Origin of the sequence: Lactobacillus sp. ESL0259 (assembly GCF_003693045.1) — a bacterium.
GTDB lineage: Bacteria > Bacillota > Bacilli > Lactobacillales > Lactobacillaceae > Lactobacillus > Lactobacillus melliventris.
In genome coordinates this window covers 218,428-242,674 of the sequence record NZ_REHP01000009.1, presented here as the reverse complement: position 1 = coordinate 242,674, position 24,247 = coordinate 218,428, and the positions used below count along the sequence as shown (strand labels likewise).

Sequence of the window (24,247 nt, the reverse complement as noted above, 5' to 3'; positions counted from 1 at the left end):
ATTTTTTTGGTTTTAATTATCTGCGTAGAGTAAAAAGGCAATGACTTTTGAAGCCATTGCCTTTTAATTAAGCGGATAGCGTGAATCGAACCCGCATCTTCAGCTTGGGAAGCTAACATTTTACCATTAAACTATACCCGCATTACTCAAACAGTTTACCATGTTTCGCTTGCGAAACCAAGTTTTGTTTTTAATTTTTAAAAACTAGCTAGATAAAAAAACATATCTAAATCTAATAGTATTTTAGCGTGTTTTAGCTTTATTTGCGTAATAATAAGTGATAGAAAAATTTAAGAGTAATTACTTTCTATGGGGCATTTTGACAGAATCAAGCTCCAACTGATTGCGATCAACTAATGATGAGAAGTTTTGAAACAGCCATTGGCGCAATTCATCTGCTTGAATAACTAGGGGCATACGGTCATGAATTGGGGCATAAGACGCGTTAGGTTTAGTAGTAACCATTGAAAAATGATCTTTTTGATAGATTCCGGCTATTAATGTCAGTGCGGCATTCGCATTTTTAAAACTGAAGCGTTCGTGATAATGATGGTTATTTTCACCCAGATAGGTTTCATGACCGGATTCAAAAAATTGCTTGGCGATTATAATGCAGCGAGATTTGGCAAAAGAAGAATCCCACATTGATCTTTTTTCTTCAAAGAAGCGTTCAACCCGGGCATTAAAAACCACTTGTTTGTGGTCGAATGGACTGGGATAACCCCAGGATTTAGGCAGTAACTGTAATTGCTTATCCGAATATACTAGTACAGGAGCAATTCCTTGTGGGAAAATGTTCTGGTTTTGGGGTAAGTTACTTGCTGGTTCTACTAAAGGCAAGTTTAAGTCGTTTGCTAAGTATTTTTTAATTTCGGCTAAACTTGGCAGTTGAAATTGATTGCACATTTTTTCCTCCGTGTTTAATCATTGCTTGATTTTTGGTAGAATTATTATAAATTATTATATTAAAAAGATTTTAATTATTTAAGGAAGGAAAACTAAATTGAAAAAGAAAATTATCCTGACAGGTGATCGACCAACGGGAAAGTTGCATGTGGGTCATTACATTGGTTCATTAAAGAATAGGGTAAAATTGCAAAATTCGGGTGAATATCACCCATTTATCATGATTGCTGATACCCAGGCTTTAACTGATAATGCCCGTAATCCTGAAAAGATTCAAAAAAGTTTAATTCAAGTAGCACTGGACTATTTGGCAGTAGGGATAGATCCTGAAATTTCTACAGTTTTCGTTCAATCTCAAATACCTGCTTTGTTTGAATTAACAGCTTATTACATGGACTTAGTCACAGTCAGCCGCTTGGAGCGTAATCCGACTGTTAAAGCTGAGATCAAGCAAAAAGGTTTTAACGATTCCATTCCCGTGGGTTTCTTAAATTATCCAGTATCACAGGCAGCTGATATCACAGCCTTTAAGGCAACTTTGGTACCCGTTGGAGATGACCAGGAGCCCATGCTAGAACAAGCACGTGAAATTGTGCGGACCTTTAATCGTGTCTATAACTGCAATGTCTTAGTAGAACCTAAAGGCTACTTCCCGGAAAAAGGTGAGGGACGCTTGCCGGGTCTAGATGGTAATGCCAAAATGTCCAAATCCTTAAATAATGCTATTTATTTGTCTGATGACGCCAAGACCGTTGAACAAAAAGTAATGTCAATGTATACTGATCCCCAGCACATCCATGTTGAAGATCCAGGCAAAGTAGAGGGTAATACTGTCTTTACCTACCTTGACATTTTTGATCCTGACAAGAATAAGGTAGCGCAATTAAAGGCAGATTACCAAAAAGGCGGCTTGGGTGACGTTAAAATTAAGCGTTACTTAAATACGGTGTTGGAAAAAGAACTGGCTCCAATACGTGAGCGGCGCGCTCAATATGAACAGAATACATCTATTGTTTATGATATGCTGATTGAGGGCTCTAAAAAAGCAAACGAAGTAGCTGATCAAACCTTACAAGAGGTACGAGACGCAATCGGTTTGAATTATTTCAAGAGGTAAAAAAATGCGTAAGCGAATTCCCTGGAAACAGTACTTTATGATGCAGGCCTTAGTGATTGCCCAGCGTTCAACATGTGACCGGGCTTTGGTTGGTAGTGTTTTAGTAAAAAAGAATCGTATTATTGGAACCGGTTATAACGGTTCTGTTACGGGTCAGCCTCATTGCGATGATGTAGGTCATCAATTAGTTGACGGTCACTGCGTGCGGACAATTCATTCAGAAATGAATTCACTTATTCAGTGTGCACGTAACGGTGTTTCAACCGATGATACTGAAATTTATGTTACGCACTTTCCCTGTTATAATTGTGCTAAAGCTTTAGTGCAGGCTGGAGTTAAAAAAATCAATTATTATTTTGATTACAATGACAGTCCGCTGGCGATTAAACTTTTTAAAGACTGTGGGGTTCCTTATGAACAAATTAAAATCGATCGGCAATATGTGGAGCAATTGGCCCATAAACTGGAAGATGCTGAAAACTAAATTAGCGTTATTTACGGCTTTAGTCGGTATTTTTCTGACGCTGACGGGCTTTGCAAGTCCTAACATTAAAGATAATAGTAATTTGCTTGAACGTGAAACCAGTAAATTGATTTTAGCCAAAAATGACCGTTATTTTCAAACCAGTGAACAACCACAAATCATTGTCAAAACGGTGAACCGGGTCGACCACTTAACACCCGCCAAATTAAATAAATATAAACGGACAGTTTTTATCGTTGTAGGTACTAAAAACAAGAAGCGTAACGTGCAGATATATTCCAGTAAAGATCTTCACAGTGCGTTTTCTGCTGATGTCCGGACAAATATAATTCGGTCTCAATCTGACAAATTGCGTAGTAACAATAAAAAGAAATTTAATGAAGGATTACGCTTTGTTTTTAGGGCATGTGCCACTACCATTGATCAGCGTTACCAATATTCACTTGATAAATATGACTTGTCCAGTGATGAACGTGCGCAACTTTCCCACCCTCATAGGCTGGCTTTACCTATCGCTTTAGCCTTGGCACTAGTAATCAGCGGCTTAGTTTACTTTTTTAAAAATAATTTGAACATAAAAAGGTAAAAATGTTGACTTTATCATGTGTTATGTATTAAACTCACAGTGCAAATTAAATAAGAACAAATAAACTGTTAGGTGAGACTCCTACGTGAACAAATGCTATCGCCCGGAAACATCCAGAGATGCCAACGGGTCAAATAGTTTTCGTCGATATAAGGCGCAAACCAGATAGCTAGCAGCACAAGCTTACGTCACGTAGTGTTAAAACTGAACGATGAGTATAATATACCTGTTGAAAAGGGGACGCCAAGCGGTTAGCTAGGTGGCTCCTTTTTTAGTTTGTTTGAATTAGTTGTGTGATGAGGAGAGTGGGGAAAATGCTGAAAAAACCAAATGGTACTACCAGCAACAAAGACTTGGCGCTGGTAAAAGCAATAGCTAAAGAAAGCAGATCAGAGACTTTAGCGCGGCTGCATGCCAGCAGTGATGGTTTAACTAGCCAGCAAGCTGAAAAAAACCGGGAGGAATATGGTTCTAATACTATTGCCACAAATAGACATAATTCTAAGCTCCGCTTTTTAGCGGAAGCTTTCATCACGCCATTTACTTTGGTATTGCTGGTCTTAGCTACATTGTCTTTATTTACTGATTATATTTTTGTGCCAGCGGGAGAAAAGGACTTAACCACTGTAGCAATTATGGTCACGATGGTTTTGATTTCCGGAATAACCAGTTTTGTGCAAAACGTCAGGTCATCTAATGCTGTGGATTCCTTACTTAAGCTCGTTTCTGTTACGACAGATATTATTCGCGATGGTCAGGACCAGGAAATTGATACCAGTGAAGTGGTTGTAGGTGATGTAATTCGGTTGGCTGCAGGAGATATGGTACCGGCTGATATGCGCCTTTTAACCAGTAAGGATCTCTTTTGTTCTTCCAGTTCTTTAAATGGTGAATCAAATCCGGTAGAAAAAATTGCCACTGCCAAGCCAAAAATTGGGGCGGATCGTGATTATCTGGATTATCCTAATATTTTATACGAAGGTACAACAATCGTTTCCGGTTCTGGTTTAGGAATTGTGTTTGCGACTGGTGAAAGAACCATATTCGGTAAACTGGCTCATGATATTTCACATAATGATGTAAAAAACACGACCTTTGATGTTGGTATCAAAAATGTTTCCAGATTATTAATAATTATGACTGCCATCATCGCACCTTTAGTTTTCATTATCAATGGTATTACTAAGGGCGATTGGGTTAATGCTCTAATCTTTTCAATTGCTACCGCAGTCGGCCTAACACCTGAAATGCTGCCTGTAATTGTAACCACCAATCTGGTTAAAGGTTCAATTGAAATGTCCAAAAAAGGCACAATTGTTAAAAAGATGAATTCAATCCAAAACTTTGGTTCAGCTGATATTTTGTGTACTGATAAAACCGGTACCCTTACTCAGGACAAAGTGGTTCTGGAGCGTCATTATGATTTAAATTTACGGGAAAATCCGCGGATTTTAGAGTTAGGCTATCTTAATTCCAATTATCAAACGGGGATGAAAAACCTAATTGACAAAGCAATCATTGAAGCTGCTGGGGATGAACTGGATATCAGTGAAATTCAGCGTGATTACAATAAGATTGATGAAATTCCATTTGACTTTTCCAGAAGGCGCATGAGCGTGGTGGTGGAAAACGCTGATGAACAGCACGGCGAACACCTGTTAGTAACTAAAGGTGCTTCAGAAGAAATGATGGCTGTTGCTACCAAGCTTGAAGTTGACGGTCAGATTTTACCTTTAACACCTGAACGTAAGCAAAAAGTAATGGCTAAAGTAAATGACATGAATGATGATGGCTTGCGCGTGATCATGCTGGGATACAAACGTAATCCTGCACCTGTCGGTGAATTTTCAGTAAAAGATGAAAATGACCTTATTCTTTGCGGCTATCTTGCTTTCCTTGATCCCCCTAAAGAGAGTGCCAAAGACGCTTTAGCTCGTCTAAAGTATGATGGTATCAACGTTAAAATTTTAACAGGAGATAACGAGGCTGTTACCAGAACTGTTGGCTTACAAGTTGGTTTAAATGTTGATACAGTTTACTCAGGTGCAGATCTTGAAGGCAAGAAACCTGAAGAGTTGGCAAAAATGGTGGAAGAATGCAATATTTTTGTCAAATTATCACCGGAAGATAAAACCAAAATCATTAATCTGTTAAAGCAAAATGGTCATACTGTAGGTTATATGGGTGATGGTATCAACGATGCCCCAGCAATGAAGGCAGCTGATGTCTCAATTTCTGTTGATACTGCTGTGGATATCGCCAAGGAATCTGCTGATATTATTCTGCTGCATAAGGATTTGAATGTACTAGAAGAAGGCGTGAGAATCGGTCGAAAAGTATTTGGCAACACTATGAAATATATCAAGATTACACTTTCTTCCAACTTTGGTAACATTTTATCAATTATGGTAGCTTCTTCATTCTTACCATTCTTGCCAATGCTGCCACTGCAACTCTTGGTTTTAGATTTACTCTATGGCACTAGTTGTCTCTCTCTGCCATTTGATGACATGTCTGATAAGTTCTTAAAAGAACCCCGGACATGGTCAACCAAGAAGTTGCCTAAGTTTATGTTTTACTTTGGTCCAACTTCATCTGTCTTCGATATTCTGACATTTGCGTTATTATTCTTTGTTATTTGTCCACAATTGACAGGAGGAAATTACAGCGCTTTGGGAGCAACCCAAAAAGTTGCATTTGTCGCTCTTTTCCACACTGGCTGGTTTATTGAATCGCTGTGGACTCAGGAAATGGTTATTCACGCTTTGCGTGATCCGCGCTTGCCATTTATTAAGCAGCATGCTGCACCCGGAGTCACGCTAGCAACATTTGGTGCTGGGGTAATTGGAACCTTGATTCCATTTTCATTCTTGGCAACAAAACTGGGCTTCGGCAAGATGCCAATTGAATTTATGTGGGTAGTATTCGGTATACTTGTTCTATATATTTTATTGACTTCAGTTGTCAAGTATTTCTATTTAAAGAGCGAAAAATTTTTAATCTAAAAATAAGTACAGAATACTAAATATCTACTAAAAAAGAGAACTCCGTAAGGAATTCGCTTTTTTGTTAGTGTAGTATAATATAGTATAATTAAGCGAAAATTAAGGAGCAAATGAATATGGCTGATAAAAAAACTTTTTATATCACAACACCAATCTACTATCCATCCGGCCGATTGACTATCGGCAATGCTTATACCACAATCGCAGCTGATGTGATGGCGCGCTACAAGCGCAGCCAAGGCTACGACACCTTCTTTTTAACTGGTACTGATGAGCACGGATTAAAAATTGAGCAAAAAGCTGAAAAGCAAGGGGTTAAACCACAAGAATTTGTGGATAAAATGGTGGTTATTTATAAAAAGCTGTGGCAAAGCCTTGATATTTCATACGATAAATTTATTCGGACTACTGATAAAGAACACGTTAAAGGCGTTCAAAAGATTTTTGAGCAGTTGTTAAAACAAGGTGATATTTATCTGGGTGAATATACCGGCTGGTATTCTGTAGAAGATGAAGAGTATTTCACAGAATCACAACTGGCTGAAGTTTATAAAGACGATGATGGTAATGTAATCGGTGGTAAGGCGCCATCCGGTCATGAAGTTCAACTGGTGAAAGAACCATCATACTTTTTCAAGATGAGCAAATATGCAGACAGACTTTATCAGTACTACCAAGACCATCCTGATTTTATCCTGCCTCATTCTCGCGAAAAGGAAATGGTCAACAATTTCATAAAGCCTGGTCTGGAAGATTTATCAGTCACCAGAACGACTGTTTCCTGGGGTATTCCTGTTCCAAGTGATCCTAAACATGTTGTGTATGTTTGGATAGATGCTTTATCTAACTATATTACTGCATTGGGCTATGGCTCGGACGATGATTCTTTATTTAAAAAATACTGGCCAGCTGATATTCACTTGGTAGGTAAAGAAATTGTTCGTTTCCACACAATATACTGGCCGATTATGTTGATGGCTTTAGGTTTGCCATTACCTAAGCATGTGATTGGTCACGGCTGGGTTTTGATGAAAGACGGCAAAATGTCCAAGTCGAAGGGCAACGCAGTTTATCCTGAATCTATTATTAACCGTTATGGCGTGGATGCATTGCGTTACTACTTAATGCGTGCCTTGCCATTTGGCTCTGATGGCGTCTTTACGCCAGAAGATTTCGTTGAGCGCGTTAACTATGACTTGGCTAACGACCTAGGCAACCTGCTCAACAGAACTGTTTCTATGATCAATCAATATCAAAACGGCAAAGTTGAACCAGTTGCCCAAGAGCAGGATGACTTAGGTAAGGACTTGGCCCAAACGGCGGCAGACGTTATTGCCAGCTACAAAAAAGAAATGGATACTTTGCACTTTACCCAGGCAATTGAAGATATCTGGAAGTTTATTAATCGTGCTAATAAATATATTGATGAAACAATGCCTTGGAAATTAAATAAGGAGGGTAAAGCTGCAGATTTAGCGCGCGTAATGTCGAACTTGGCAGAGAGTTTACGTATCATTGCTTTGTTGATTGCTCCAATTATGACCAGGACTCCAGTAGAGATGTACAGACAATTAGGTCTTGACTGGCAGAATGATGAGCACAAGCAACTTGAATTTGGTGCATGCACCTGGGAAACTCAAGTCATTTCTGATCCTAAGCCGATTTTTCCAAGAGTTAAGCCTGAAGAAGAAATTAAATACATTAAAGACGAGATGGCTAAAGCTAAGCCGAAGAAGGCAAGCCGCAGCGAACAAGGTAAGGATAAAGAAATATCTATTGACGATTTTGCTAAGGTTAAAATCCAAGTTGGTAAAATTCTGTCTGTTGAGCCGGTTCAAGGTTCTAAGAAATTGCTTCAGTTCCAAATGGATTTTGGCAATGGCGATGAAAGACAGATTTTAAGTGGTATTAGGCAGTATTACCCTAATGCCAGTGAATTACTGGGCAAAAAGGTTTTGGCTGTCACTAATCTTAAGCCACGCAAGATGTTAGGTCATTTGAGTCAAGGTATGCTTTTGTCCAGTGAGAAAAATGGGGAAGTTAAGTTAGCCTTGGTGGGCGCTGAACATGAAATTGGGGCCCAACTAAGTTAATGGAATTAATTGATAACCATACTCATTTACAAGATGAACCGTTTCGGGGCAAAGAAGAGTTTTACCTTGATCGGGCGCAAAAATTAGGTGTGACCAAAATAATTTGTGCAGGACAGGATCCTGAATTTAACAAGCGCGCGATTGATTTAAGCCAGCGCTTTACTCAAGTCTCTGCGATGGTGGGTTATTGTCCTGATGTGGCCAAAGATTATAACCAAAAAGCAGAAGACTTGCTAATTGAACAACTGCAACTTCCTGGGGTAGTGGCCTTAGGTGAAGTTGGACTAGATTACTATTGGGATGAATCTCCGCATGACAAACAAAGAGAGGTTTTTGCCAGACAAATTGAACTGGCCCATGAATTGAAAAAACCGGTTGATATTCATACGAGGGATGCTTTTAGTGATTGCTATGAGATATTAAAAAGCAGTAACTTAGAGTACGGTGCAATTTTGCACAGCTTTAATGGCGATATTTCATGGCTAACTAAATTTTTGGATTTAAATGTATATTTTTCTTATTCTGGTGTTGTTTCCTTTACTAAGGCAACTGCAGTGCATGAAGTGGCCAGAAAAACTCCGTTAGAGCGATTGTTGGTGGAAACCGATGCTCCGTATTTAACTCCTAAGCCATATCGCGGCCGGCAAAATGAACCGGGCAATGTTTATTACGTAGCTCGCGCTATTGCGAAATTAAAGGATCTCCCGTTAGAAAAAGTTGCTCAAGCAACATATGCGAATACGATGAGGGTCTATGGTCTTAACTAAAAAACAATATAATGCCGTTGTTGTCGTTGAGGGAAAAGACGATACTATTCGTCTTAAACAATTTTTCCCCGGGATTGAAACTATCGAAACGAATGGCTCAGATGTGCCTGATACAGTACTTACTGAGTTGCAGGAACTAGCTCATAAAAGAGAAATTATTGTCCTGACAGATCCTGATTTAAACGGCGAGCGAATAAGACGTCTAGTTACTAAAGCAGTGCCGACCGCAAAGCAGGCTTTTATAACGCGTAAAGAGGGTGAGCCTCATAAAAAAGGTTCACTTGGCGTTGAGCATGCATCAAAAGAGGCTCTGGTAAAGGCACTAAGTGTTTTACATGAAAAGAAGTTGCCCAGCAGTGATTTGACCAGGAAGAAATATCAAGAACTAGGTTTAGCCAGTGGCCCTAATTCACGCAAATTGCGGGAACAAGTGGGAATAAAGCTGCGCGTTGGCTATGGCAATGGCAAGCATTTCTACCATCGTTTACAAACTTTTGGGATTTCACTTGCGGAGCTTAAACAGGCTGTTGAGGAGGTTAAAGATGAACACTGAGATTCCTATTGGCTCTCCAGTTAGAACTCAAGCAATTATCAATCGCTATTTTATGAAAGCTAAAAAAAGCTTGGGTCAAAATTTTTTAGTAGACCTGGATGTACTTCAAGGTATAGTTCGAGCTGCTGCGATTAAACTTGGTGATCAGGTCATTGAAATTGGGCCGGGAATTGGCTCTTTGACTGAACAGCTGCTCAATGCCGGAGCTAAAGTTTATGCTTATGAAGTTGATGAAAACCTCCCAGAAGTGCTGCATAATGAACTACCGGCTAAAATAAATGGTAAACCTTTGAATCAATGCTTTAAATTAAAAATGAAAGATATTTTAAAGGCTGATTTTGAAGCTGATCTGGTTGACTTTTTTGATTTAAATAAACCGATCAAGGTTGTTGCCAATTTACCTTATTACATTACAACTCCAATCATTTTCTTTCTTAATAATTCTCAACTGAAATTTACCAGTTTAACCTTAATGATGCAAAAGGAAGTCGCCGACCGTTTGCATGCCCAAGTTGGAACAAAGGAATATGGGCCTTTAACAATCGCGGTTCAAGCCGAAATGAGTGTGCAGCCTTATTTGACTGTCAAAAGTAGCTCATTTATACCCCAACCCAAAGTTGACTCAAGCGTCGTAGTTTTAAAACCTTTAGCGGCAGCGAATAAGCCTGATATAGCTAACCTTGAACACTTTAACCGGGTAGTTAAGATGTGTTTTGCCCAAAGACGTAAAACATTAAATAATAACTTAAAAGTTCTTCTCCCAGATGAAAAACAGCGCTTAGCTCTGATTAAATCTTTGGGTGTTGATTCACGCATTCGTCCAGAACAACTGACACTAGAGCAATTTATTAAAATTGCACATAGTGTGTCGGTTAAAAATTGACGAAAATATTCTGGGGTAGTTTTTAAAAAGAATTGAAAAAATAATAATAAAGTGGTATAATACAACTCAAAGGAGTTGTTTTCATTGCCAACATCTATTATGACCATTAAGAGTAAGCTGGATTCACATTTAGGTGATTCATTAACTGTAGTTGCAAGAGCTGGACGTAAGAAGGTAACTAAAAGACGTGGAATTTTGAAGAACACTTTTCCTGCAGTTTTTGTAGTTGATTTAGATCAAGATTCAAATAACTTTGAACATGTTTCTTATAGTTACACAGATTTATTAACCAAAAATATAACATTAAAATTTGATAACGCTGCGCAATAAGATTAAGGCGTCATCTTTAGATTACTTTTTGGCAATAACATTTGGTAAAATGTTAGTGCCTTTTTTTATGGTTGAGTGTATAGTAGTAACTGGCAAAAAGCAAACAATAGGAGGTAATTTCTATGAAACGTTCAGAGAGATTAGTTGATATGACTAAATATTTAATGGAACGACCACATGACTTAATTCCGCTGCCATTTTTTGCAAAGAGATATGGTGCAGCCAAATCTTCAATTTCTGAAGATTTGGCAATTTTGAAGCACACCTTAGCAAGTAATCAAGACGGAATTTTGGAAACAGTCGCTGGTGCGGCTGGGGGTGTGCGTTATATTCCTTTTTGGGGTAAAAAGCACGCCCAGAAATATTTAAATGAGCTGGCCAATCGCATTGAGGATCCTGACCGCATTTTAGCTGGAGGATTTGTTTATCTGTCTGATATTATTGGCAATCCACAAGACTTGGATAAAATCGGTAAATTAATTGCTACTAGGTATGCATATTCTAATATTGATATTGTGATGACTATCGAGACCAAGGGCATTGCTTTGGCTCAAGCAGTTGCACGCTATTTAAACGTACCCTTTATCATTGCTCGTAAACGCTCAAAGGTAACTGAGGGAGCAACAGTTTCTGTAAATTATATTTCTTCATCACTTGACCGTGTTTCTAAAATGGAATTACCAACAAGAGTGCTAAAAGAAAACTCAAATGTACTGCTGATAGATGATTATATGATGGCTGGCGGAACGCTGACGGGAATGCAACAACTAGTAAAAGAATTTAATGGCAACATTGCCGGTATTTGCGTTTTATGTGAAGCGGATTTTGACGATGTTAAACTAATTGAAGGTCATCTTTCTTTAGTAAAAATTAAAAAAATAGATGATAAGAGGAAAGTTATCATGGCAGAGCCGGGTTCTTTGATTGCTCATACTGATTTTGGCAGCTTTTAGTTTCTGCGACAATATACTAAAATATAAACAGTAATTTAAGAATATAAAAGAGGCTGAAAATCTATGAAAAAATTTGTAATTGTTCTAGCGGCTGGCAAAGGAACACGTATGAAGTCCAAATCATACAAAGTTTTGAACAAGATATGTGGGAAAACTATGGTTGAATATGTGGTCGAAGCTGCCCAGGCCACTGAACCGGATAAAATAGTTACAATTGTTGGCAATGGCGCTGAAGAAGTTAAAAAAGTCCTGGCCGGTAAGTCCGAATTTGTTTTGCAGAAAAAGCAACTTGGTACAGGGGATGCTGTTTTAACTGCAGCTGATGAATTGGCGAAAGAAAATGGTGCAACCCTAGTGATTACTGGCGATACCCCCTTATTTACAGGGGAAACCTTTCAAAAATTATTTGATTACCACCAAAGTAAGGGAAATGCAGCTACAGTTTTGACTGCTCAAGCTGCTAATCCTTTTGGTTATGGCCGCATTATAAGGGATGACCAGGGTAACGTCTTAAGGATTGTTGAGCAAAAAGATGGCACAGCAGAAGAATTGGAAACTAACGAAATTAATACTGGCGTTTTTTGTTTTGACAATCAGAAACTGTTTAGCGCATTAAAGCAGGTTAACAACCATAATGCTCAAGGAGAATACTATTTAACTGACGTCTTGGAAATCTTGCGCAATCAAGGTGAAAGAATTGGTGCATATAAAATGCCTGATTTCAGTGAAAGCCTTGGGGTCAATGATCGCTTAGCATTAGCACAGGCTACTAAAACTATGCAGAAGAGAATCAATGAAAAGCACATGGCTAATGGCGTTACTTTTATAGATCCAGAGACGGCATATGTAGATGTAAATGTTAAAATCGGTTGTGATACCCAAATTGAGGGTAACGTAGTTATCAAAGGTAATACCGAGATCGGCAATAATTGCGTAATTACCTCTGGTTCAAGAATTGTTGACTCAAAAATTGGCAATAATGTGACTGTGACTTCATCCACGATTGAGCAGGCCGAAATGGCTGATTTTTCAGATATTGGGCCAAACTCACACTTGCGGCCCCAGGCTATTATTAGAAAGGGTGCCCACATCGGTAATTTTGTTGAAATTAAATGTGCCGAGATTGGAGAAAACTCCAAAGTTGGTCATTTAACTTATATTGGCGATGCTACATTAGGTAAAGATGTTAACGTTGGTTGTGGTACTATCTTTGCTAATTATGATGGTGTGAAAAAAGATCACACTAACGTTGGTGATCATGCATTTATTGGTTCAGGTGCTACCTTAGTGGCACCGGTTAATATTGCTGATCATGCTTTTGTAGCAGCAGACTCAACAATTACTAAAGATGTAGCTAAATTTGATATGGCGATTGCGCGTGGCCGACAGGTAAATAAGCCTGATTACTGGCATAAATTGCCCTTGTCTAACGATTCTAATTGGCAATAAAAATCAAACAGAACTGAAAATTGACTTCAGCTCTGTTTGATTTTGCAGAATAACTAAAAATAGCTCCTGAGTTCTTTAAACTCAAGAGCTATTTTAGTAAGCTACATCTAATTATTTAAAATTAGTTTCTTTAACAAACTTATTTTTAGCAATGATAAAGTACTTTTCGTGGTTAATTTTGACAGGACTGCCATAAGTTTTAATTACTTGCTGTTTCCTTAAAACTTTTGTGCTAATTAGATTACCATGTTGGCTGTAAACATAAGCATTATGCCTCAATTTAAGCTTATTAGAATCAATATTGTTAGCGGCGATGAATAAACCATCATCCAGTTCGTAGTATTTCTTACCATTGATGAATCGCTGGTTAACCGTATTAACAATTGAACCGGCCAGTATAACGATCTTGTTAGCACGTTTACCGTTTTGATCATATAGATAGGAATTGTGCATAATAGTTTTTGCAGCTGCTGGTCTCGCCTTTTCCGTTACGAGTTCGTTGTTCGGCGCTGCACTAGCGGCTTTTTGCAAAGCAATATTTGCAGCCTTAACAAAGCGGTTTTGGGCAATAATGTAATATTTTTTGCCCCGAATTGTGACTGCATTGCCATAGGTTTTAATATTATTGCCTTTTCTTAATACACCAGCTTTCTTTATGCGATTGCCATGTTTATTGTAAACATAGGCATTATGTTTTAATTTCTGACTTGTAGGAATAACATTACCCAGAGCAATATAGTAAATTTTATTCTGATTGCCTTTATCGACTAAGACGTAATAGCTCTGCCCGTTAATTTCTTTGGTACCATATGAAGTAATGACTGAGCCGGCACCAAGAATAACTTTGTTAGCACGTTTGCCATTTTCATCGTAAAGGTAAGCGTTATGCATTAAAGTTAATTCTTCTCTGCTGCTTAAATCAAGTTTTGCCTCATTATCTTCTTTGCTGGTAGTATTAACTGGCATATTGTTAGCAGGGGTAGGAACGGAATGATTGCTAGAACTATGTTCATTTTCGTGATTAATATTATGAAGAATACGGTCTATGGTGGCAGAATCCGTAACATTAAGATACATTTGCTTAATAGCATCATCACGCAGTTTAGTAATTGTCTGACTGTCATTGACCTCAGGCTGATTGATGGCATCTTTTGCATTATTCATATCAGTAGAAATTTGGTTAATAATAGCTTTCTTTTCCTGCTCAGTGTATTTGCTTGATGACTGAATTTCACTTGTAGCTGCATTTTGTGCGTCTGCCAGAGCTTCAGCAGCTATTTCTTTTTCACCAATTAACTCTGTTGCGGCCAGCTTATCTGCGTTAATAGAATTATTGAGAGCATCTTTGGCACTTTCGTATGCTTGATCAATGCTGGTCGTATTTGCCTTATCCTTAAATCTGTCTTTGAGAAGTTTAACAGCGGAATCATAGGCAGCTGTTAATCTCTCTTTTAGTACAGTGCTGTTGCTATTTAAAATATCATCCAGTTCCTTACTATCAGCACCAATAATATTGTTTATTTGCTCGACAGCTTCTTTTCTGGCTTTTTCTACGCCAGCAGAATCTTGAGCCTGATCAATAGTGCCCGTTTGATCCGAGTTAGCTTTAGCCGCTTTTTGATCAATGTAATCTTTAATTGCCTGCTTTTCAGCACTAGTATAATCGCTGCCATCTTGATGCTTTAATTTATCAACTCGGTTTTTAGCATTGGCAGCAGTGTCAGCTACTGAGCCTTTAGCTATTTCTTTTGCAGCTGCAATCTTAGCTGCTGTAATATCTGCAATTGAGTCACCATTCACCTGTGAGTGCTCGTGATATGCTTTATCAACATTGGTGGTATCAGCATTTTTACCAAATTTTTCTTTTAGTTCAGCAACTGCTTTTTGATGTTCAGCAGCTAATTCATTGTTTGCTTCTGCTTTAAGCGAACTAATAGATTCCTCTTTAGCGGCATTACCAGCACTGCCAATATCGGATTTAACGGTTTCTGTGATTTTATCAATCTGGTCCTCTTTGCCCGATGTATCGCCTTTAGGAGCATTAACTGCATCAATTTGATCCTTGGCTTTCTGGCTATCATCTTTAATTTGCTCTTTCAGCCTGTTCTTTGTTTCAGCAGCTAATTTATCGTTACTGTCGATTTCTGCAGTTACTTTTGCAGCTTCTTCGTCAATGTCAGCCTTAGCCTGCTGCTTATGGATGATGGTCATAGCCTCATCATAAGCAGCGCTAGCAGTCTGGATATCAGTAGCATTATTAATAGCTTTAATTTGCTCGTCAATATGATCTAGCAATTCTGGTGACAGCTTATCTTTCAGTCTGTCTTTTAATTTACTGTATGCATCGTTAATGCCATCTACTCCTTCAGCGCCCTTAAGGGCATTATTTTGTTCATTATTAAACCATTCTGGTTCATTGCCAGTTTCAGGCTTAATTAACAGACGATCAATATTTTGCCCAATATCAGCTTCTTCTGGGATGTCGGGACTTGCAGCAGCACTTTCGATATCTTGGTAGCTCTGCTTGTATGCATCATCAACTGCTTTTTTGGCTGCTGCCTTTTGCTCGGCAGTTAATTGAGATTGTTCAATTACAGCATGAGCGTTGGTTTGTTTATCTTTCAGAATGCTTTCGGCTTTTGTCTTATGGCCAGCCAGGGCTGTCTGTTCTTTAATGCTGTTGATATTAGTAATAGCTTGTTTTCTATTACTATCTATTTGATCTTTAGCGCCGGCTTCAGATTGCGAAACAGAATTAATGTCAGTTTTTGCTTGTTCAACAAGTTTTTGAACTTGTTCCTTCTGCTTTTGCTGGTCTGCTGGGGACAAACCAGATTTTTCTATGGCATCATTTGCTTCTTTTTGTGCTTGTTCTACCTGAGAGATTGCATCTTGTTTCGCTTTAACTATTTCGGCTTTTTCTTGTGCAACTTGGAAAATGCGGTCGATTTCTTTCTCACCAAAATTAGCAGTTTCACCTTCTGGCACTATACCTTGTTCGGTATTTTCAACTTGTGTTTTAGCATCTTCGTAGTTGTTTTCAAGCTTAATACCGGCAATGTTAGCAATGGTTTTGTTAACGGCTTCTTCCAATTGCTTTTGAAGAGCGTCAATTTGATCTTGCTCTAGGTTGGTTGCAACATCTTCAATTTTCCCTTTACTCTTAACATAGTCCTTAAACTTATTAATTTGTTTATTCTTTTCTGCAGTCAGTTTGCTTGGCAATTTCGCCTGATCAATGTTTGTTTTGGCATCTTGTTCTAACTGGGATAGCTGTTCACTTGTCCCGCCATAAATTGAACTAATACCATCATTTAAGGCCTGGTCAATGTCTTTATAGCCACTAGCGGCATCGTTGCCGGCTAAACCTATACTATCAATGTCAGCTTTGGCTTCTGCGGCATGATCTTTCAAGTCCTTAACAATTTGTTTTTTACGATCAAAGTCTTCACCTAGTTTGTTAATTGTGGTGATGCCATCTTCTGCAGCTGATTGAATTTGCGTAATAGTGTTTTGCTTACTGCTCCTGGCGTTAATAATCTTTGCTGCTGCTTTTTTTTGTTCCTGATCTATTTGTGCTTTCATTTGGTCAGCAACAGTACTGTCTTCGACTTCAGCAGCTTTAGCTTTGGCGTTAGTGGCTGCAGCTTGTAAATCATTTAGAGCTTGGGCTAGAGCTTCTTCGTTAGCAATATCATTATTGACCTTGTTAAGAGCTATTTCACCATTACCTTTGGCAGCATTAATTTTATCCAGATGAGTGGCGGCAGAAATTTCGGCTTTAGCTGCACTTAAAGCGTCACTAATAGCCTTACTTAAGTCATCATATTGATTTTGATCAATTTTGTTATGCAAACGGTCATCGTTTAAGCGCTGGCTCAGCTTTTTAGCCTGCTCAACCAGTGAGTTGTAGGCGGCATTTTGTTCCTGCAGTAAAGCTGCGTTTTCTTTAGCATTCTGAACAATACCAGTAATGGCATTTTCAGCGCCTTGTTTGGCTTTCTCCACCTCGTCTGGACTTTGCGCCTGGTTAATATTTTGGATAGCTGTTTCTTTATTTGAATTGATTAAGTCAATTTGTTGCGCTTTCTCAGTATCACTTAGAGCCGACTGTTCGATCTTCTTGATATTATCTGCAGCAGTTTGAGCAATATCTGCTAAGTATTTATTAGCATTATTCTTAGACGCTTGTAATTGTGCGGCGCTTAAAGCCTTGTCAATGTTAATAATTCCAGTAGTCTTAGCTGCTGTAATATCGTCTGTTGTTTGCTGAGCGTTAATCTGACTAACGGCTTTATTTTTGGCAGCAGTTGCCTGACTCTTATATTGAGCTTTTTCTTCAGCGCTTAAGCCTGTGATTTGGTCAATTTGAGTTAAAATTCCCGGAGTATCAGGATTACCAGTTTTGCCATTGAGTTCTTCGGTAAGTGCATTAATCGCTTTATCTTTAGCATTTTGAATTTTGGCAGCATCATTAGAATCTGCTGTAGTCTTAATTCCTTTGATGTGATTAATGGTAGAATCTCTAATGCCTAAAACAGAGCCACTATCCTTTGCAGCAGCAATTTCTGCAGCAGCATTCTCAAGAATAGAATCAACACTGTCTTGATCCTTTTTATCTTTTAAGTTGTTTTTGATTTCGTCTGCGACATCTTTAATAGCTTTTCTGGCTTGTGCTTTGGTAATTGCTAAGTTACCACTTACTTCCGCTTTATTAATGGCATTAATGGTAGCAGTAGTGATTTTATTGATACCGTCTTTTGTTTTGCTATTTTGCGATTTGCTCTTGGCATCCGCAACAGCCTGATTAATATCAGAGATTGCCTGCTCATATTGGGAACTAGCGTCTGCTTTTTCTTCAGCGCTTAAAGAATTATAGGAGGTAGTTAATCTGCTAATTGCTTCTTGAGCAGATTGGTTAATAGCCTCTTCGCTTTGATGTTTAGCATTCTCCAAATCAGCTGTCATAGCTGTGGCTGCAACCTGACCAATAGCATCTTGACCATCATTTTTGGCTTTGTCTACGGCATCATTATTTTTTTGCAATTCAATATTTTGCTTAGCTTTAGCTCTTTCATCGTTGATTTTTGCAATGGTTTGAGTTTTATCCGCGTCAGACATCGCAGATTGATTAATGGTAGAAATTGCTTGATCAGCCTGCTTGTCGACTTCTTGCTTAGCATGATCAATATTGATATCAAGGCTTTGCGCATCCCTAATAACTGTGTTCATGTTATCAATGCCTTGCTGTTTTTCAGAATCGACTTGAGCAGCAGGAACATTCTTTACTTTAGCAACTGCATCATTATAATAATCGGTTAGCTGCTTAATTAATCCGTCTTTAGTAGTACTGTTAACATTCTGCAAGTTGGTAATTTGATTAGAAACATCGGTGTAGGCATTCAACAAATCTTTAAGGGCAGCGCTTCTACTTGATTGCAATACTACTTTAGCAAGAATTTTATTTAAAGCTTCTCGACCGGCATTAGTTGCAGTAGCAATTTCATCTTGGGAATGAGCATTTTGAATATCGGTTTTGGCTGAAGCTAAAGCAGAACTAATTTCGTCATAGTAATCACCTTTTTCTTTGCCGGAAAGGTTAGGATCTTTTTCGATACTTGTCCGAATTTTTTCTGCTAGAGCATTTAGGCCAGTGTCTTTGTTGGTTAAAGCGTCATCTTTTTGTTGCTCTAAGTATTTTGCTTCTTCACTGGCAATACTGCTAGCAACGCTGGCCATAGCAGCAATGCCGTTATCTCTATCTTTAGCCAGTTGTTCAGCAGTCGAGTCATTGTAAACTTTGCTGGTTGCCGTTTCGTAGAAGCTATTAATTTTGCCTGTTAAGGCGTCTCTTTGCTCGCTATTAATTTTATTATCGGTAAAAGCCTGATTAATAGTATCTAAGTCTTTTTTCTTCTCAGCTTGCAACGCTATATTTGCCTGAGATTTTGCGACTATTAATTGACTAGCCGCCAAATCCTCATTGATACTGGTTTTACCAGCTTGTCTAGCGGAATTAACACCATCATTGTCTTTAGCTGCATTAATTGCTGCTTTGGCATTAGCTAAGTCTTTATTAATAGTTTCTTGATAATGTTGTTTATCTTCTGGACTTAAAACGGTATCGTCAAAGTTGTCAATTGTACTTAAAGCGTTATTAGCTGCTTCTTCAACTTCCTTAATTGCATCTTGGCGCTGCTTATTTAAATTAGTAGAGCCGGTATTAGCAGCATTTTCTTGATAACCAGTAATATTTTTAATGGCTCTGTCTTCGTCTGTTGCAATTGCAGTTTCATCTTCATCTTGCGTGATTTTAGCAACACCAGCATCAGTTGCAGTATTGATTAATTCTTGATATTTAGTTTTTTCTGCATCACTCAGGTTTTTATTATTTGTAATCGCAGCGATGGCTTTGTTTTTAGCATCCTGAATAGCTGCAATGGCCTGATTACGTCGACCATTTAAGTTTTGCTCATCAAGTAAATTGTTTAATGCGGCAGTGCCTTCTTTAGTAGCTGTATTAGTATCAGCTATAGTTTCGGCATTATCAATGCGGCTATTATAGCCTTGACTTCCGGTAAGCAATTCACTGGCTTTATTGGCAGCATCGTCTCTATTCTTGGCCGTTAAATTAGGATTATTCTGAATTTTGTTAGTAACGTCTTGTTTAACTGTTTCCAGTTGCTTTTTAGCAGCATCCTTATAAGCACTTAAAACGTTCTGCTTACCGTCAGCAATATCTTGCTTGATGTCAGCAGCAGAGCTATGACTGTCAATATCTTTAATAGCATTGGTAACAGCCTCATCAATATTAGCTTCTTGCTCAACTCCTAAATTGCCTTTAGCTGTCTCTGCGTCCGCCTTAACTTGAGCTTTAGCATTTTCCTTAAAAGCATTTAAGATATTTTCTTTAGCTGTATTTTCTGCTTGGGCAATATTTTGGCTGCTAGCAGCATTATCTTCAATTTTATCAATTGCCGTTAGGGCATCTGTCATGGCGGTTTTGGCTTGGCCAACTTGACCAAGGACACTCTCGTAGCCCTTAGTATAGTCGGCAATTTCAGCTTTGGCAGTAGCTTTGTTGATTAAACTTTTAGCAGCAGCTTTTCTCTTATTGATAATTTCACCGTCATCAGTGCCATAAATAGATTTGGCAGTATCACCAGTAGTAGCTGTTGCAGCAGCAACTGCTTGGTCTATTTCATCAAGATATTGTTTTTGTTCAGCACCAGATAAACCAGATTTTTGAATCCGTTCTTTAGCTTGAGCAGCTGTCTCCTTAATATCTTTTGCTGCCTGGTCTTTTACTTTATTAGCATGTGTGCCATTAATCTTATCAATGCCATTGTTAAGATCATCTTTAGGATTATTGCTGTTAATAATATCTTTGATAGCTTGATTTAAAGCAGCTTGAATTTCAGGTCGATCATCACCATACTGCGCTATTTGCTTTTTAGCAGCATCTTCTAATGCATTAATTGCGTCGACGGTATCTTGCACACCTGGGAGTAGAGCTTTGGCTTCTTTTTGATGGTTATTAATAGCCGCTTCATCTTCGTCTTGATCAAGATCACCGTCAGGAGCAACAATTTCTTTTGGCCGCTTGAGCTTGTCTTTTATACCGTTAATTAACTCGTCTACCGGTGATTTAACATTCTCATCTTTAGCGGCTGCGTCAATGGCATTTTCGACTTTTGTAATTGCCTGGTTAATATTAGTTTTTATATTATCTCGGTAATCTTTTCCTGCTTGATTAATGGCATTAATACCGTCATTAACAACCTGATCGATGTTAGTGTTATTTGTGGCAGCAGCCTGTACTTTACTAATGGCTTGGTTTTTAGCAGCAGTGATAGATTGTTCTTGTGCAGGGAACTTTTTAACTTGCTCGTCGGCTTGCTGGTTTAATTTGTCAATTGCAGCCGCTTTAGCTTTTTCATATTCTCCTTGACTTTGGGCTGTTTGTATAGCCTTATTGACCAAGTCTAAAGCCGTCTTTTTCCTATTATTTATTTCACTGATTGCCGTCTTGGAAGATTGGACGCCATAAACTGATTTTTTAGAATCATAATTGCTATTTTTATTATTAGTAGCATACTTGGCAGCTTCATTCAATGCATCTGTCAGTGCTTTTTCCTGATCTGCAGTTAAATTTGCCGGCTTTTTAGTTTTAGCATCGTTAATAGCATCAGTAATTTCCTGAGCTGCTTCTTGCTGTATCTCGCTAAATGGTTTGATGCCGAGACTAACTGTAGTAGGGCGGTCGCCACTGGCAATGTCTAACGGACTATATTCAATGAAGTTTGCGTGAGGAGTTAGTTGAATTGTGGCGTCTTTAGCCATCCTGGTAGTAATTTCAGCAGGAATGGTAATGATAAAGGTGCCATCAGGAGCAACTTTAGCGGCAAATTTGGTTGGCAAAACTGCCAAATCATTTGCTTCACCGCGATAAGTATCAACTGTTTCAGCGTATGGATTAGCGATTGATGAATCAATGAGGGCCTGGCCATTTTTGTAAAAGCCACTATCTTTGAAACTGGCTAAAATATAAGCTTCAGTACCACCAGGTAAGATATTTTTAAAAAAGCTGTCGCTATCTGGGCCGTCTTTTGCAGGATTATAGTATGATACATGACCCTTGACCAGCTTGGAGCCATCGTCTTGATTAGTTACTGTCACATCTTCTGGGTCAATATCTAAGAAACCGCTTTGATTGGCTGGTGTAAATCTGATATTATTGTAGCCTGGGTTGCTTTTATTGGAAAAAGCTGCTTCCACGATAGCCTGAAAGAGTTGGTCATAGCTTTGATGATTGTAATTTTGCAGCAATTTCTGAAAGTTTTCAGGTGCTTTACTGAGAATGGCGCTAAACTGGGGACTATCTTTTTTTACTTTTTCTAAATCGAAGATCCTATTACCGTTTAATACTTCCAGTTTATTAACTGCGACAGTTTTAGCAGTTTTTTCGACTTGTAAAACATGAAATGGCGGCAAGACTAAATTGCTGCCAAGAGCAGAGCCATTTAAAAGTTCACCAAGGTTTAAGTACTGGCGAACATTTGTGACAGTGACTTTATTATCACCGATAATGCTGGTGCGGTCATTGTTATTCAGATGGGCATCTAACACAAGAGAAGTAGGGTTATTAACAATCAATTGCCCAGTATTGGCCACATCAACCAATTTTATTGCACCAGTACCGGCATCACCAACTAATTGAATTTCAAAGCCGCCGTTTTGCACATTAGCTTTACCATCAATTTGCACTAGCGAACCAGTATAATTACCCATGTTCTGTCCAGTAATCTTGAGAGCACCGCCAGAGTTAATGGCAAAATCGCCCCCAATATAAATCAGGTTTTGCTTATTTTTAGTTGAAATATTACCATTCGTGTTAACGGTAATTGCACCATTTTTGCTAATATTGACCTTTGAATTGGCGTTGTTTAAATAAATGGCTCTGGCCTGGCCATTATTTTGCTTGCCCGCATACTTAATTCCTTCACTTTGTCCGATATTAATGTTCACTTGACCATGAACCGTTACTTGTGCATCGTCACTAATAAAGATGGCACTGATTGGATTGCCGTGTTCACCGTTGTTAGCACCATTTGAGCCATCATACGTCTTAAGTGGGGTCAGGTTAACAACTGCTCCTTGTTCAACAGTAAGAGAATTGCCTTCTCCTCTCATTTCAATCAAGGTACCACCAAATGTTGAACCGTCAAAGTGGCAGCCGGCTTTAAAAGTAATGCTATTATTGCTGTTAGTAAATTCTAAAAGTTGCTGATTATTACCGTCAAACCAACCGCCAATATTGCTTGGAATTTTGACAGTTTCCGCGTGAATTTGACCTTCAAAAATAATGTCAGTATTGTTTTTGGTATAAGCTAATTGTGAACCATAAAAGATAATGTTTCTAAAAGTAATTTTAGCCGTTTGCCCTCTAGTCATATTATAGGTATCCGCGACACCATAGTAATCGGTACTTTTAAGTATTAAGTTTTCATAAGTAATATCTAAAGAAGAATTACCGGTAAGAGTAGGGTGGTTACTCTTGAAATCAAGGGTATATTTCGCATTACCTGCAGACTTAATTAATAATTTTCTGCCCGGAAAAGCCTGGCGATTATGACCGGTCTCTTTATCAGCAATAATATTATTGGTAATATCAATTTCACTTACATTACTATTGGTTAGGGCGCTAATAAAATCCTTCCAGTTACCAACGCTTACTTTTTTACCAGCGTCTTTTGCATCTTTTGCGGTGATCTTAGACTTTGCGGTGTCCTTATTTTTATCTGTTTTGCCAGTTTCCTGCTTAGCAGTATCGTCTGTATGGGGCTCTTCTTTGTCCGAGTTATCGCTGTTAGTTTCTGTTTTATCTTCATTGTCTGTATTAATATCATTGTTGTCTGCACTATTTACGCTGGAACCTTCTTTGTTTGGATCGTCATTATTGGCAGCAGTTTGATTAGTTTGAGCAGTGTCATTTTGTTTACTGTTACTATTATTCTCCCTCAAAAACGAACTCAAGCCAGAAAATGCGGTTAAATTTGCTTCCCCTTCTGGCTTGTTTGTTTTGTAAGTAGCAGTAGATGTAGCTCGTGTGGTATTTTTGTTGCTGTCTTGCGAAAAAGGATTTGCTTGAGAATAGGCATTATTCTCAGTTAGTTGAGGTGGAACAACTGTATCAGCCTTAACTGTTTTGCTGTTTAAGCCTAAAAAAGTAAAGCCAAGCAATACAGAAGTAGTACCAATACTCAATTTACGAATTGAGAAATGGTCTTGCTTAGCCTGCTTTGCCATTTTTTTCACCCGTTCATTGTAATTATTCTTTCCTAACATAGAAATTTCCTTTCTAATTTCCATTTACTATACATTTATCAATTTAGTAGATGATGATATAAATGTCAATTATTGCGTTTTTTAAAGTATTAGTTTATAAATAACAAATTCTATAAAAATAAAACAGTAAAAATTAAATAAAAATAACGCTAGCATTAAATTTTAGATAACAATAATTGGCTTTTATAGGCAAAAATTAGATGATGATATTAAAAAAACTGTTCAAAATAAGACAGCTAAAATTTATATATATATCTAAATAATATTGTTATA

The 24,247-nt window shown here is 38.2% G+C and carries 13 protein-coding genes, 1 tRNA gene and 1 riboswitch; of the genes, 11 read left to right on the top strand and 3 right to left on the bottom strand.

Features of this window, described 5'->3' with window-relative positions:
• Positions 1 to 70: 70 nt before the first annotated feature.
• A tRNA-Gly gene (locus tag F5ESL0259_RS07100) sits at positions 71 to 141 on the bottom strand.
• 159 nt (positions 142 to 300) lie between these two features.
• The gene (locus F5ESL0259_RS07095) at positions 301 to 906 is read right to left on the bottom strand and encodes an SOS response-associated peptidase family protein (RefSeq protein ID WP_122037961.1); all 606 of its coding nucleotides are present in this window, start codon (positions 904 to 906) and stop codon (positions 301 to 303) included.
• A 97-nt stretch (positions 907 to 1,003) separates the two neighbouring features.
• Here F5ESL0259_RS07095 and trpS point away from each other — a divergent pair, with 97 nt between their 5' ends.
• From trpS to glmU, 11 genes are all read left to right on the top strand, one after another.
• On the top strand, positions 1,004 to 2,023 hold the full coding sequence (gene trpS / locus F5ESL0259_RS07090) for a tryptophan--tRNA ligase (RefSeq protein ID WP_122037960.1): 1,020 nt from the start codon (positions 1,004 to 1,006) through the stop codon (positions 2,021 to 2,023).
• A gap of 4 nt (positions 2,024 to 2,027) precedes the next feature.
• On the top strand, positions 2,028 to 2,507 hold the full coding sequence (locus F5ESL0259_RS07085) for a deaminase (protein WP_045928576.1): 480 nt from the start codon (positions 2,028 to 2,030) through the stop codon (positions 2,505 to 2,507).
• Entirely contained in the window at positions 2,494 to 3,093 is a 600-nt protein-coding gene (locus F5ESL0259_RS07080; RefSeq protein WP_122037959.1) for a TPM domain-containing protein, read from the top strand. Before F5ESL0259_RS07085 ends, F5ESL0259_RS07080 begins: the two co-directional genes overlap by 14 nt.
• A 57-nt stretch (positions 3,094 to 3,150) precedes the next feature.
• Positions 3,151 to 3,317: riboswitch (M-box (ykoK) riboswitch) on the top strand.
• A 90-nt stretch (positions 3,318 to 3,407) separates the two neighbouring features.
• Positions 3,408 to 6,098 (top strand): magnesium-translocating P-type ATPase, encoded by a 2,691-nt coding sequence (mgtA, locus tag F5ESL0259_RS07075; protein ID WP_122037958.1) that lies wholly within the window; start codon positions 3,408 to 3,410, stop codon positions 6,096 to 6,098.
• A gap of 116 nt (positions 6,099 to 6,214) precedes the next feature.
• On the top strand, positions 6,215 to 8,191 hold the full coding sequence (gene metG / locus F5ESL0259_RS07070; RefSeq protein ID WP_122037957.1) for a methionine--tRNA ligase: 1,977 nt from the start codon (positions 6,215 to 6,217) through the stop codon (positions 8,189 to 8,191).
• The gene (locus tag F5ESL0259_RS07065; RefSeq protein ID WP_122037956.1) at positions 8,191 to 8,958 is read left to right on the top strand and encodes a TatD family hydrolase; all 768 of its coding nucleotides are present in this window, start codon (positions 8,191 to 8,193) and stop codon (positions 8,956 to 8,958) included. The genes metG and F5ESL0259_RS07065 overlap by 1 nt, the downstream gene beginning before the upstream one ends.
• Complete coding sequence (gene rnmV, locus F5ESL0259_RS07060) at positions 8,945 to 9,511, top strand: ribonuclease M5 (protein WP_122037955.1); 567 nt, start codon at positions 8,945 to 8,947, stop codon at positions 9,509 to 9,511. Before F5ESL0259_RS07065 ends, rnmV begins: the two co-directional genes overlap by 14 nt.
• The gene (rsmA, locus tag F5ESL0259_RS07055) at positions 9,501 to 10,394 is read left to right on the top strand and encodes a 16S rRNA (adenine(1518)-N(6)/adenine(1519)-N(6))-dimethyltransferase RsmA (protein WP_122037954.1); all 894 of its coding nucleotides are present in this window, start codon (positions 9,501 to 9,503) and stop codon (positions 10,392 to 10,394) included. Before rnmV ends, rsmA begins: the two co-directional genes overlap by 11 nt.
• An 84-nt stretch (positions 10,395 to 10,478) precedes the next feature.
• A complete protein-coding gene (locus F5ESL0259_RS07050; protein ID WP_110446514.1) occupies positions 10,479 to 10,724 on the top strand; it encodes a Veg family protein in 246 nt (81 codons plus the stop codon).
• Positions 10,725 to 10,846: 122 nt separating this feature from the next.
• Positions 10,847 to 11,677: a pur operon repressor gene (purR, locus tag F5ESL0259_RS07045; RefSeq protein WP_122037953.1), complete on the top strand. Its 831-nt coding sequence runs from the start codon at positions 10,847 to 10,849 to the stop codon at positions 11,675 to 11,677.
• A 63-nt stretch (positions 11,678 to 11,740) separates the two neighbouring features.
• On the top strand, positions 11,741 to 13,126 hold the full coding sequence (gene glmU / locus F5ESL0259_RS07040; RefSeq protein ID WP_122037952.1) for a bifunctional UDP-N-acetylglucosamine diphosphorylase/glucosamine-1-phosphate N-acetyltransferase GlmU: 1,386 nt from the start codon (positions 11,741 to 11,743) through the stop codon (positions 13,124 to 13,126).
• Positions 13,127 to 13,237: 111 nt separating this feature from the next.
• On the opposite strand, the gene F5ESL0259_RS07035 is transcribed toward glmU, so the two are convergent.
• Positions 13,238 to 23,974, bottom strand: a complete 10,737-nt coding sequence (locus F5ESL0259_RS07035) for an SLAP domain-containing protein (protein ID WP_158596016.1) — start codon at positions 23,972 to 23,974, stop codon at positions 13,238 to 13,240.
• Positions 23,975 to 24,247: the final 273 nt, after the last annotated feature.

Coding starts and splice junctions, on each gene's coding strand:
- F5ESL0259_RS07095 (WP_122037961.1), bottom strand. CDS start 906: ATGTGCAATCAATTTCAACTGCCAAGTTTAGCCGAAATTAAAAAATAC.
- F5ESL0259_RS07085 (WP_045928576.1), top strand. CDS start 2,028: ATGCGTAAGCGAATTCCCTGGAAACAGTACTTTATGATGCAGGCCTTA.
- F5ESL0259_RS07080 (WP_122037959.1), top strand. CDS start 2,494: ATGCTGAAAACTAAATTAGCGTTATTTACGGCTTTAGTCGGTATTTTT.
- mgtA (WP_122037958.1), top strand. CDS start 3,408: ATGCTGAAAAAACCAAATGGTACTACCAGCAACAAAGACTTGGCGCTG.
- metG (WP_122037957.1), top strand. CDS start 6,215: ATGGCTGATAAAAAAACTTTTTATATCACAACACCAATCTACTATCCA.
- F5ESL0259_RS07065 (WP_122037956.1), top strand. CDS start 8,191: ATGGAATTAATTGATAACCATACTCATTTACAAGATGAACCGTTTCGG.
- rnmV (WP_122037955.1), top strand. CDS start 8,945: ATGGTCTTAACTAAAAAACAATATAATGCCGTTGTTGTCGTTGAGGGA.
- rsmA (WP_122037954.1), top strand. CDS start 9,501: ATGAACACTGAGATTCCTATTGGCTCTCCAGTTAGAACTCAAGCAATT.
- purR (WP_122037953.1), top strand. CDS start 10,847: ATGAAACGTTCAGAGAGATTAGTTGATATGACTAAATATTTAATGGAA.
- glmU (WP_122037952.1), top strand. CDS start 11,741: ATGAAAAAATTTGTAATTGTTCTAGCGGCTGGCAAAGGAACACGTATG.
- F5ESL0259_RS07035 (WP_158596016.1), bottom strand. CDS start 23,974: ATGTTAGGAAAGAATAATTACAATGAACGGGTGAAAAAAATGGCAAAG.